Origin of the sequence: Brevibacillus sp. HB1.2 (assembly GCF_013332495.1) — a bacterium.
Classification (GTDB): domain Bacteria; phylum Bacillota; class Bacilli; order Brevibacillales; family Brevibacillaceae; genus Brevibacillus; species Brevibacillus porteri.
Genome location: NZ_JABMIU010000005.1, coordinates 457,680 through 468,289 on the forward strand (window position 1 = coordinate 457,680; position 10,610 = coordinate 468,289).

At 49.4% G+C, this 10,610-nt stretch carries 14 protein-coding genes; 13 read left to right on the plus strand and 1 reads right to left on the minus strand.

Annotated elements, in window-relative coordinates; all coding sequences use genetic code 11:
* Positions 1-50: 50 nt before the first annotated feature.
* The 13 genes from HPY28_RS15920 (at position 51) to HPY28_RS15980 (ending at position 10,090) form a co-directional block, all read left to right on the plus strand.
* On the plus strand, positions 51-680 hold the full coding sequence (locus HPY28_RS15920) for an HD domain-containing protein (protein WP_017252233.1): 630 nt from the start codon (positions 51-53) through the stop codon (positions 678-680).
* Positions 681-713: 33 nt separating this feature from the next.
* Entirely contained in the window at positions 714-1,082 is a 369-nt protein-coding gene (locus tag HPY28_RS15925) for a phage holin family protein (protein ID WP_174225144.1), read from the plus strand.
* A gap of 155 nt (positions 1,083-1,237) precedes the next feature.
* Positions 1,238-2,173, plus strand: a complete 936-nt coding sequence (gene hprK / locus HPY28_RS15930) for an HPr(Ser) kinase/phosphatase (RefSeq protein ID WP_017252231.1) — start codon at positions 1,238-1,240, stop codon at positions 2,171-2,173.
* Between the two features lie 15 nt (positions 2,174-2,188).
* Entirely contained in the window at positions 2,189-2,692 is a 504-nt protein-coding gene (locus tag HPY28_RS15935) for an acyltransferase (RefSeq protein WP_174230911.1), read from the plus strand.
* A 180-nt stretch (positions 2,693-2,872) separates the two neighbouring features.
* A complete protein-coding gene (locus tag HPY28_RS15940) occupies positions 2,873-4,048 on the plus strand; it encodes an ATP phosphoribosyltransferase regulatory subunit (RefSeq protein ID WP_174225143.1) in 1,176 nt (391 codons plus the stop codon).
* Between the two features lie 3 nt (positions 4,049-4,051).
* Entirely contained in the window at positions 4,052-4,699 is a 648-nt protein-coding gene (hisG, locus tag HPY28_RS15945) for an ATP phosphoribosyltransferase (protein ID WP_017252228.1), read from the plus strand.
* Positions 4,700-4,718: 19 nt separating this feature from the next.
* Positions 4,719-6,017 (plus strand): histidinol dehydrogenase, encoded by a 1,299-nt coding sequence (gene hisD / locus HPY28_RS15950; protein ID WP_017252227.1) that lies wholly within the window; start codon positions 4,719-4,721, stop codon positions 6,015-6,017.
* Positions 6,014-6,613 carry an imidazoleglycerol-phosphate dehydratase HisB gene (gene hisB / locus HPY28_RS15955; protein ID WP_174230912.1) on the plus strand — a complete coding sequence of 200 codons (600 nt, stop codon included), beginning with the start codon at positions 6,014-6,016 and terminating at the stop codon, positions 6,611-6,613. The genes hisD and hisB overlap by 4 nt, the downstream gene beginning before the upstream one ends.
* Before the next feature lies 1 nt (position 6,614).
* Entirely contained in the window at positions 6,615-7,229 is a 615-nt protein-coding gene (hisH, locus tag HPY28_RS15960) for an imidazole glycerol phosphate synthase subunit HisH (protein WP_174230913.1), read from the plus strand.
* Positions 7,226-7,975: a 1-(5-phosphoribosyl)-5-[(5-phosphoribosylamino)methylideneamino]imidazole-4-carboxamide isomerase gene (gene hisA, locus HPY28_RS15965; RefSeq protein ID WP_173623384.1), complete on the plus strand. Its 750-nt coding sequence runs from the start codon at positions 7,226-7,228 to the stop codon at positions 7,973-7,975. Before hisH ends, hisA begins: the two co-directional genes overlap by 4 nt.
* Positions 7,965-8,723, plus strand: coding sequence for an imidazole glycerol phosphate synthase subunit HisF (gene hisF, locus HPY28_RS15970; protein WP_174230914.1), 759 nt, complete (start codon positions 7,965-7,967; stop codon positions 8,721-8,723). Before hisA ends, hisF begins: the two co-directional genes overlap by 11 nt.
* Positions 8,720-9,364: a bifunctional phosphoribosyl-AMP cyclohydrolase/phosphoribosyl-ATP diphosphatase HisIE gene (gene hisIE, locus HPY28_RS15975; protein WP_017252222.1), complete on the plus strand. Its 645-nt coding sequence runs from the start codon at positions 8,720-8,722 to the stop codon at positions 9,362-9,364. The genes hisF and hisIE overlap by 4 nt, the downstream gene beginning before the upstream one ends.
* A 159-nt stretch (positions 9,365-9,523) precedes the next feature.
* A complete protein-coding gene (locus HPY28_RS15980; RefSeq protein WP_174230915.1) occupies positions 9,524-10,090 on the plus strand; it encodes a GNAT family N-acetyltransferase in 567 nt (188 codons plus the stop codon).
* 328 nt (positions 10,091-10,418) lie between these two features.
* Here the strand turns inward: HPY28_RS15980 and HPY28_RS30250 are convergent.
* The coding region (locus HPY28_RS30250) for a hypothetical protein (RefSeq protein WP_217444804.1) at positions 10,419-10,610 on the minus strand (192 nt) is incomplete at its 5' end.

The window sequence follows — 10,610 nt, forward strand, 5'->3', positions numbered from 1 at the left end:
CTGATCCAGGGGGGCATCTTTTCTAGGTGGACGTAAAGGGGGAGGAAAAGATGGATTACGTGAAGGATTCTCTTGCCGCACTACCTGCCGATCTGGTGGCAGAAGCACAGAAGCGCTTTGATGGACAAGATCCTGCACACGATTGGCAGCATAATTTGCGTGTGATGGCAATGTGTGAGCGGATTGGTCGCGAGGAAGGGGCAGATATGGAAGTGCTGCGCCTCGCTGCTTTGCTGCATGACATCGGGAGAGCAGAAGAACGGCAAACAGGAGAGTGCCATGCCGAAATCAGCGCAAGACTAGCAGGGGTATGGCTCTCCGAACGCAGTATGACGGAAGAATTTATCTCACGTGTACAGTCTACAATTCTCGCCCATCGTTTTCGCAAAGAACGACCTCCACATACTTTGGAAGAAAAGGTCTTGTTTGATGCCGACAAGCTGGATTCGATTGGGGCTATTGGAGTGGCTCGGGTTTTTGCTTATACTGGGGTTATTGGGCAACCCATACAATCGGATGATCCCAATCAGCATACACCGTATAAGGAATACACTTGGAAGCTGCAGCGCATCAAAGACAAGCTTTTCACCAAGACTGCCCAGAAAATCGCCGAAGACAGGCATCGATTCATGACAACGTTTTTTGAGCAATGGGAATGGGAAGTAACGGGGATTCGTTAATCGTTGCGCAAGACTGTATAGGGGGAATGCACCATGAGCCGCTGGATAATCAAAATGCTTTTAAATGGGGCTGCGCTACTTCTGATCAGCAAGTGGTTCCACTCCATTCATGTAGCGAATTTCACAGTAGCACTATGGGCTACGTTGATATTGGGGATGGTCAACACCGTGATTCGGCCGATTCTCCTGTTTTTTACTTTTCCCTTACAAGTATTGACGATCGGTTTGTTCTGGTTTGTCATTAATGCTGTGACGTTTGCGTTGACAGCCTACTTTATTGATGGATTTGAAGTGGGGCCATGGCCTGACAACATTGGGACTGTCATCGTGGCAGCAGCACTGATGAGTATTTTTGGCTACCTCATTGAAGTTGTGGTAGGGATGAAAAGAGAAAAGAGATAGTATGTTCGAAAAAGCCCCGTATTCTCTCAAACGAGTCGCGGGGTTTTTGCCTAATAAGGATGCTCGGTCTTATTAGGTTGTCGTAAGTACAGAGGTTTCGATACAATAGAGACACAACCATAGGGACGGAAAATCCCATGTGAGGGGGAAGCTTCATGCGTAAGACGAATGTGAGCCATCTAGTGGACCATTTCAATATGACGATCTTGAGCGGGGAAGAGGGCTTGGGGCGTGAGATTACCGTAACGGATTTGAGTCGTCCCGGCCTGCAGTTAGCCGGTTACTATTCGTACTTTGTGGAAGAGCGAATTCAATTGTTCGGCTTGACGGAAATCAACTTTTTTCAGACGCTGACCCCAGAGGAACGGCTGGAACGGATGAATTTTCTCATGCAAAGTCAGGTTCCTTGCTTCTGTGTGACCCGTAATCAGATGGTGCCTGAAGAGATGATTAACGTTTCCAATCGGTTGGGGGTACCTGTACTTCAGTCCCCGCTGGCAACGACGACGCTAGTCGGGAAAGTGACCAACTTCCTGGAGAATCGTCTTGCACCAACGACGACGATTCATGGGGTACTCACAGACATTTATGGCGTCGGCGTTTTGATTATGGGATCGAGCGGGATCGGGAAGAGTGAGGCTGCACTTGAGCTTGTAAAGCGCGGACACCGACTCGTAGCAGATGACGCAGTGGAGATTAAGCAGACACAGGGCGGGCAGCTAAGTGGTAGCGCTCCTGAGCTGATTCAGCATCTCTTGGAAATCCGCGGTGTGGGGATTATCAACATTATGACGATGTTTGGTGCTGGTGCCGTGCGCAATGTGAAAAACATCGAGATGGTTGTTCAGCTAGAGCTGTGGGAGCCACATAAAATGTACGAGCGGTTGGGGCTCGATGAGGAAACATTGAAGATCATGGATACCGAAATTCCGATTATTACCGTTCCTGTTCGACCAGGACGAAACTTGGCAGTCATCATTGAGGTTGCAGCGATGAACTTCCGTCTGAAACGGATGGGTTACAACGCAGCAATGCACTTCACACGCAAACAGTCGAATGCCATTTTAGAAGATGCCGATTCTGACTTGTAGGAGAAAGAGACGCATATGAGGAAGACAACACGTTATCCCGTAAATGGGGTAAATCCGCTTTGGCACATGTATCGAACGGTAAGCTTCTGGAAAGTCATGAAAAATTTCATCGTCATCCAACTCTCCAGATATACGCCGATTGTTTCGTGGAAGAACTGGATGTATCGCACATTTTTGCGTATGGAAGTAGGCCAGCATAGTGCGGTTGCGCTGATGGTGATGATGGATATCATGTTTCCGGAGAAAATCAAGATCGGCAGTAATTGCGTGATCGGGTACAATACGACCATACTTGCGCATGAATATTTAATAGATGAATACCGTTTGGGAGAAGTGATTATTGAGGATGCTGTCCTAGTGGGGGCCAACACTACTATTTTGCCTGGAGTAACGATTGGCAAAGGGGCCATTGTCGCAGCGGGTACGGTTGTTCATAAAGATGTCCCGCCTGGTGCCTTTGTAGGTGGGAACCCCATGCAGCTTATTCGAATGAAAGCTTCAGAGGAAGAAGTCATGTAGCGTCTCTTCCATTGTGTTCAGCCGTCAGGTGCTTATCCTGGCGGTTTTTGTTTTGTGTTAAATTTTCCGACTATTCTTATCTTGGTTGACCTAAGATTCTCGTCGTGGTAATCTTCTTCATAATACTTTAGTTTGTTACCATATTAGCAGAGTAAAGCAAATGCAATGGAGGGAACAAAGATGGCAAAGCCGTTGGGATTCGAAAAGCCGCTCGGGATGCGGGATATACTGCCGGAATCACTGGCGAAACAACGGCACTTGGAGCGGGAGCTGAGGCGGTGTATCGAGAGATGGGGCTATGACGAAATATCCACACCCTCTCTGGAATACTTCGATACGGTAGGAGCAGCAAGTGCAACATTAACAGACCGGATGTTTCGCCTCCTGGATAAACAAGGCCATACCGTAGTCCTGCGTCCAGATATGACAACGCCAATTGCAAGGGTTGTTTCCTCCCTTTATAAAGATGTTGCATTGCCAATTCGGTTGTATTACCAGGCAAATGTGTTTCGGGCACAAGAAAAGGAAGCGGGACGGAATGCAGAGTTTTCTCAAACCGGGATCGAGCTAATCGGAGATGCGTCTGTCGATGCGGATGCAGAAGCCATTGCGCTTGCTGTGTTTTGCTTGCGGGCAGCGGGTGTGGAAACATTCCGCATTGCCATTGGGCATGTTGATTTCGTAGACGGTCTTTTGGAGGAAGAGATTGAGGATGAGCCTATTCGCAATCAATTCCGACAGTTTTTGTACGAACGGGACTTCGTTGGCTTCCGGCAGCTACTCGCGACAGTAGACATCCCTACGGAGGCAAAAAGCCGATTGGAATCCTTATTGCGCCTGCAAGGGGGAAAAGGGAAGATTGAGGTCGCCCGCGAACTGGCAGGCAAGGGAAAGGCAGGGAGGGCAGTCGAGACGATTGCTTCCTTGTGGGAGTCGTTAGAAGCCTACGGAGTGACCGAAGATTTGTTGATTGATTTCAATCTGATCATCAATTTGAACTACTATACAGGCGTTGTTTTCGAAGGGTACGCTGCGGACTTGGGCTCCCCACTATTGGGCGGAGGACGCTACGATCAATTGCTCTCCCAATTTGGGCGTGCTGCACCCGCCACAGGCTTTGCGATCAAGATGGATCGGCTGCTTCAGGTCACTCCTTTGGTAAAAAGGCAAGCACATGCTCGCGTGTTGCTTGTTTACACGGAGGATTGCCGCAGTGCCGCTTTGGCAGAGGCACAGCAATTGCGTGAGGACGGGCTCGTAGTGGTGACACGTCTCGTCTCCAAAATAGATGAGAAACAGGTTGGCCAAGAAGCGGGATTTACCAAGGTCATTTGCATAACACAACAGGGGGAGTAGGAGATGGCACTTACGAAAAACGACCAAAAGCTGACGATCGCCATGCCAAAAGGGCGGATTTTTGAAGAGGCCGTCCACTTCCTCCAGCAGGCTGGTTTGCAGGTTACTGCGGATCTACAAGATTCTCGTAAACTGATCATTCCTGTGAAAAATGCCAAGCTCGAATTCATTATGGCGAAGCCTACCGATGTTCCTACTTATGTCGAATATGGGGTGGCTGACGTTGGCGTGGTTGGCAAGGATGTTTTATTGGAAGAAGAACGAGATGTTTACGAGCTGTTGGATTTGCATATCGGCTATTGTCGCATGATGGTTGCGGGTCTACCAGATTGGAAACCGACGGAAGCGCTGCGTGTTGCGACGAAATATCCGAAGATTGCGTCACGTTATTTTCGTGAGCAGGGACAGCAGGTTGAAGTAATCAAGCTGAATGGTTCCGTAGAGCTTGCACCGATGATTGGACTGGCTGATCGTATTGTGGATATTGTCTCAACAGGTAGGACATTGCGGGAAAATGGCTTGGTCGAACTGGAGAGCATTTGTGAAATTACGACGAGGCTGATTGCCAATCGAGCCAGCTATCGGATGAAAAGTGAAGCGGTGGATGAGATCGCTGGAAAATTTTTAGAGGTCGTTCCTCGCGGGAACTAGAGAAAAAGGGGAGACAGCCATGCGTATCATGTCAGCCAGCCAGTATGACGGGAAACGATCGGTAGACGCAGGGACGAGAGAACAGCAAGAAGCGGTGAAGGCAATCCTCACCTCGGTTCGCCAGCAAGGGGACGAAGCGCTGCGCTATTACACGGAACGATTTGATCGTGTGCTTCTACAAAACTTCCGGGTGAGCGAAGGCGAATTTGCAGAAGCAAGTGAGCTCGTTTCTCCACAAGTAAAGGCAGCATTGAGGGAAGCAGCCGAAAATATTCGGGCGTTTCACGAGCGGCAAGTGCGTCAGTCCTGGTTTACCACCAAAGAGAGTGGCACATTGCTGGGCCAACTGATACGTCCGTTGCAGCGCGCTGGATTGTATGTACCAGGCGGAACGGCTGCTTATCCTTCCAGCGTACTGATGAATGCCATCCCTGCGAAAATCGCAGGTGTTCCAGAAGTCGTCATTACGACACCACCAGGAGCGGATGGGAAAATCAACCCTGCGATACTCGTTGCGGCTCAAATCGCAGGTGTGACCGAGATATACAAGGTAGGTGGGGCACAGGCAATCGCGGCACTGACCTACGGAACGGAGCAAATCAAGGCGGTTGATAAAATCGTCGGGCCTGGCAATATTTTCGTGGCACTGGCAAAGCGAGAAGTATTCGGATTGGTCAGTATCGACATGGTGGCAGGGCCAAGTGAAATTGCGGTGATCGCAGATGAAACGGCCAACCCGCAATACGTTGCGGCAGACCTGCTGTCTCAAGCTGAGCATGATCCGATGTCAGCCGCTATATTGGTTACGACATCAAAATCGTTGGCGGAGCAGGTGTCACAGGAAATCGAGCGACAGCTTGCCGATCTTCCACGCAAATCGATTGCGGAAGCGGCGATACGCGACTACGGCGCTATTTTACTCGTCGACGATTTGGACGAAGGGTTTGCCGTCATCAACCGTATCGCACCTGAGCATTTGGAAATCATGATGGCGGAGCCGTTTGAGTATCTCGGAAAAGTGGAAAATGCAGGTGCGATTTTCCTCGGCCCATACAGCTCAGAGCCAGTCGGCGATTATTTTGCCGGTACCAATCATGTGATTCCTACGAATGGAACGGCGCGATTCTCCTCGCCATTATCCGTGGATGATTTTATCAAGAAGTCGAGTGTTGTTTCCTACAGCAAGCGAGATTTGCGAGACAATGGACATAAAATTGTGGTACTAGCAGAGCAGGAAGGATTGTCTGGGCACGGTCGAGCTATCCTTGCGCGATTGCGAGATTTTGAGACCGAAGAGCAGGAGAGTGAAAAGAGATGAGTGAAGGGAAACAACGTGCAGCACAGATCGAACGCAATACGAATGAGACGCAGATCGCGCTTTCCTTTGGTGTAGACGGCGCGGGTGAGAGCAAGCAAAATTCGGGTGTTCCATTTCTGGATCATATGCTAGACCTGTTTACCCGACACGGACATTTTGACCTGACTGTCAAGGCAAAGGGAGATATCGAAATCGACTATCACCACACGGTGGAGGATATCGGGATTTGTCTTGGGTATGCTCTGCGGGAAGCGTTGGGAGACAAGAAAGGCATCAAGCGTTATGGAAATGCGTTTGTCCCGATGGATGACGCGCTAGCGCAGGTCGTCATTGACATCAGCAACCGTCCTCATCTGGAATATCGCGCTACGTACCCTACGAATATGGTTGGTCAGTTTCCGACGGAGCTGGTACACGAATTTTTATGGAAGCTCGCACTGGAGGCGCGGATCAATCTGCATGTGATCCTGCACTACGGTCACAATACGCATCACATGATCGAGGCGATTTTCAAAGCGCTGGGCCGTGCACTGGATGAAGCGACGACGATCGATCCGCGTGTAAAAGGGGTCCCGTCAACAAAAGGGGTTTTGTAACATGATCGGCATCATCGATTACGGCATGGGGAATTTGTACAGCTTGAGCAAGGCGTTGGAAAGGCTGGGCTATTCGTACGAGTTCGTCTCTCAAGCAGAGCGTCTACAGCAACATAGCGGGTTGATTTTGCCGGGAGTCGGGGCGTTCGGGGATGCTATCGCCAACATACGTGAGCTTGGATTAGAGCAAGCGATCAAGGGATACGTAGTAACAGGTCGTCCAATCTTGGGCATTTGTCTCGGTATGCAGCTCTTATTTGAGAAAAGTGCGGAGCATGGCGAGCATACGGGCTTGGGACTGCTCGGTGGTGAGGTCGTTCGTTTTCGCGGGGATTACAAGGTACCGCACATGGGCTGGAACCAACTGATGATAAAGCAAAAGCAACCGTTACTAAACGGTGTGCAGGATGGCGATTACGTTTATTTTGTCCATTCGTATCATGTCCTGTGCCAGTCTGATGTCTTGCTTGCGACGAGTGACTATCACCAGGAGGTCACGGCCATTGTGAATCGTGACAACGTATATGGTATGCAGTTTCACCCGGAAAAGAGCGGAGAGACAGGAATGCTGCTGCTGCGTAACTTTGCCGTTCAATGCGAGGGGGTTTTGACATGAGCTTTATCGTTTATCCGGCGATCGATATTCGCGGGGGCAAGTGTGTTCGACTTTTCCAAGGAGATTACGGGCAAGAGACAGTGTACGCTGATTCGCCGCTCGCGATGGCGAAGCGCTGGGTAGAACAAGGGGCGTCCTGGGTTCATCTCGTAGATTTGGATGGGGCAAAGGAAGGCAAGCCTGCAAATGCAGCGCTCATCAAAGAGATAGCGCGCTCGATCCCTGTACCCGTGCAGGTTGGAGGCGGTATTCGAACAGAAGAGCAGATCGCGGACTATTTGGAATCAGGTGTCGCGCGAGTGATCGTCGGGACTGCTGCAATCGAAGACGAGCCTTTTACGAAGCGAATTCTTCAAAAATATGGGGACAAAATCGCGATTGGTCTGGACTGCCGGAATGGGCTGGTGGCTACCAGAGGTTGGTTGACCACGACAGATGTGCTAGCGACAGTGCTTGCCAAGCGGTTGGTTACGTATGGTGCCGAGACGTTTATTTACACCGATATCGCCCGTGATGGCACGATGACAGGACCCAATGTAGAAGAAATTGCAGCATTGGCGATGGCTACAGGTAAATCGGTGATCGCCTCGGGAGGCGTCAGCCAACTGGACGACTTGGTGACGCTGGCTGCCCGTGCTTCAAACGGAGTCTCAGGCGCTATTGTTGGCAAAGCACTCTACACGGACGCTTTTACATTGGAAGAAGCGCTCCAGCGTATGGAGGGGCGTGAATCGCATGCTGGCTAAACGAATCATCCCGTGCCTCGATGTAAAAGACGGTCGGGTGGTAAAAGGCGTGCAGTTTGTCGGACTTCGCGATGCAGGAGACCCGGTTGAACTGGCAAAGAAGTATAGCGAAGAGAGAGCAGACGAGCTGATCTTTCTCGACATTTCTGCGTCCCACGAAGGGCGCAAGACGATGGTGGATGTCATCGAAAAAACGGCTGCAAATATTACGATTCCTTTCACGGTTGGTGGTGGCATTAACAGCGTCGACGATATGAAAAGGATATTGCGTGCGGGTGCGGACAAAATCTCGTTGAATACAGCGGCTGTTTTGCGTCCGGAATTGATCCGCGAGGGAGCGACGGTCTTCGGCTCACAATGTATCGTCGTGGCGATCGACGCGAGAAGTGTCGGGGAAGATCGCTGGGAAGTGTATACCCACGGTGGACGGAATGCGACGGGGAGAGACGTCATCTGTTGGGCGCAGGAGGCAGAGGCGCTCGGAGCGGGCGAAATCCTTTTGACCAGCATGGACGGCGATGGAGAAAAGAAAGGCTTTGGACTCGAGTTGACCAAGCGGGTATCAGAAGCGGTCGGAATTCCGGTCATTGCTTCTGGTGGAGCGGGCTCAAGGGAGCATTTTTACGATGTGCTGACGCAAGGAAAGGCAGATGCCGCGCTTGCCGCTTCCATTTTTCACTATGACGAGACGGCGATTCACTCGGTGAAAGAGTATTTGCAAAGCAAAGGAGTTGTCGTACGACCATGACAGGAGCAGAAGCATTTGCAGTGGAAAAATTGCGTTTTGACGAAAAGGGTTTGCTTCCTGTCATCGTGCAGGATGCCGGAAGCAAGACAGTTTTAACGCTTGCCTATATGAATGAAGAATCGCTACAAAAGTCATTAGAGACCAAAGAAACATGGTTTTGGAGCCGTTCCCGACAACAATTGTGGCACAAGGGTGAGACCTCGGGTCATACGCAGCGGATCGTTTCCATGCGGTATGATTGCGACGGAGATGCACTGGTTGTGATGGTCGAGCCGAACGGGCCTGCTTGCCATACGGGAGCTTACAGCTGTTTCTCGCAGGAAGTTCTCACCGATACAGATGAGGAGCCGGTACAAGCAGATCGGTTTGCAATCTTGGGTGAGCTCGAAGAACTGATTGCTGCGCGGGAGGCAGAGCGTCCGGAAGGCTCCTATACTACCTACTTGTTCGAAAAAGGCGTAGACAAAATCCTGAAAAAGGTCGGGGAAGAGGCTGCCGAGGTCATTATTGCAGCGAAAAATCGAAGTCGTGAGGAGCTGCGGTATGAGGCTTCTGATCTGATCTTTCACTTAATGGTTTTGTTACGGGAGCAAAAGCTGCCGCTGGATGAAGTGCTGACGGAGCTTCAGAGGCGTCGTTAACAAATAAAGTAATAACCACCTCTGTTTCCAGAGCGTGGTTTTTTTGTTAGAATAATCGGTATCTTACTGCGAAAGGTGTGGTGACCATGAATAAATTCAAGTTCACTTCAAACCAAAGAGACTCCATTTTCAAACACCAATCGAAGGGTAGGATACCAAATGATCAAAGGGAATTTAGTAGAATTACGGCCAGTTATTGCTGAGGATATGGAGAGACTTTTCCATTGGCGCAACGATGAAGAAGCGGCCAAATGGGCAGCGGGCTCAAGTCTGGTAACCTATAGTTATGTTTCGCTCGACTCACTGAAAGCCATGTATGAGGAAAACGTTCGTGCTTCACGGCTGGATGATAAATTAAAGAGGTTTGTATTCTCTGTCTATACCTTGGACGGAGAGCACATTGGAAATTGTGATTACCGAGATGTGAATCCAATTACGAGGGCCGCAACAATTGGCATTGCGATCATGGCAAAAGAGTATTGGAGCAAAGGCTACGGTACAGATACGTTGCGCCTCCTGCTCGACTTCCTCTTTTCCAAGCTGAACTTGAAGCGGGTGCAGCTGGATACGTGGAGCGGAAATACGCGTGCCATTCGGGCTTATGAAAAATCAGGCTTTGTGATAGAAGGCCGACTGCGCCAAAATGAATATGTAGATGGGCAGTATTATGACACCATTATGATGGGGCTACTAAGTGAAGAGTTTTATCAGCGAGCGAAGGAATAGGTCCCTGTTGTCGAAAATTCATGAGGCACTCAGGATTAGGCTTAAAGCTGGCTAATATTATTTTAATGATGGGCTTGGGAAGCTTGTTTATGACTTTGCTGTTTATGATGATTGCTTCTATCATTTTGGGGATGGATTTCCTGCAAGCTAGCAAGAAAAGAAATGGATATGTCGTTCAAGCTTGAATATAGTAGAGATAATTAATAGAAAGAGCGAGATAGGATTCTCGCTCTTTTTCCTTTCGTATCGCGGTATTTTAGCTGTTGCTCGTTTATCGGTAAAAAAACTTTTAAAAACACTCTTGATTTAGAGTTTTATATGTGATAGATTATTCCTTGTCGCCAAGAACGACGACAAAATACGAGAAAAGAAAACAAGATTCGATAAAAAACTTCTTGACTCGCAAATAACGAACGTGATAAGATATAAAGCGTTCGACAAAAAATGCTCTTTGAAAACTGAACAGCGAAAGCGTTAATGAGTCTATCATTAAATGATTTGCCAGCTTTGAACCAGCAAC

What these genes read in the sequence shown, in the direction of transcription:
- HPY28_RS15935 (WP_174230911.1), top strand. Translation starts at nt 2,189, where the DNA reads ATGAGGAAGACAACACGTTATCCCGTAAATGGGGTAAATCCGCTTTGG.
- HPY28_RS15925 (WP_174225144.1), top strand. Translation starts at nt 714, where the DNA reads ATGAGCCGCTGGATAATCAAAATGCTTTTAAATGGGGCTGCGCTACTT.
- hisG (WP_017252228.1), top strand. Translation starts at nt 4,052, where the DNA reads ATGGCACTTACGAAAAACGACCAAAAGCTGACGATCGCCATGCCAAAA.
- hisF (WP_174230914.1), top strand. Translation starts at nt 7,965, where the DNA reads ATGCTGGCTAAACGAATCATCCCGTGCCTCGATGTAAAAGACGGTCGG.
- HPY28_RS15980 (WP_174230915.1), top strand. Translation starts at nt 9,524, where the DNA reads ATGATCAAAGGGAATTTAGTAGAATTACGGCCAGTTATTGCTGAGGAT.
- hisB (WP_174230912.1), top strand. Translation starts at nt 6,014, where the DNA reads ATGAGTGAAGGGAAACAACGTGCAGCACAGATCGAACGCAATACGAAT.
- hisA (WP_173623384.1), top strand. Translation starts at nt 7,226, where the DNA reads ATGAGCTTTATCGTTTATCCGGCGATCGATATTCGCGGGGGCAAGTGT.
- HPY28_RS15940 (WP_174225143.1), top strand. Translation starts at nt 2,873, where the DNA reads ATGGCAAAGCCGTTGGGATTCGAAAAGCCGCTCGGGATGCGGGATATA.
- hisIE (WP_017252222.1), top strand. Translation starts at nt 8,720, where the DNA reads ATGACAGGAGCAGAAGCATTTGCAGTGGAAAAATTGCGTTTTGACGAA.
- hprK (WP_017252231.1), top strand. Translation starts at nt 1,238, where the DNA reads ATGCGTAAGACGAATGTGAGCCATCTAGTGGACCATTTCAATATGACG.
- hisH (WP_174230913.1), top strand. Translation starts at nt 6,615, where the DNA reads ATGATCGGCATCATCGATTACGGCATGGGGAATTTGTACAGCTTGAGC.
- hisD (WP_017252227.1), top strand. Translation starts at nt 4,719, where the DNA reads ATGCGTATCATGTCAGCCAGCCAGTATGACGGGAAACGATCGGTAGAC.
- HPY28_RS15920 (WP_017252233.1), top strand. Translation starts at nt 51, where the DNA reads ATGGATTACGTGAAGGATTCTCTTGCCGCACTACCTGCCGATCTGGTG.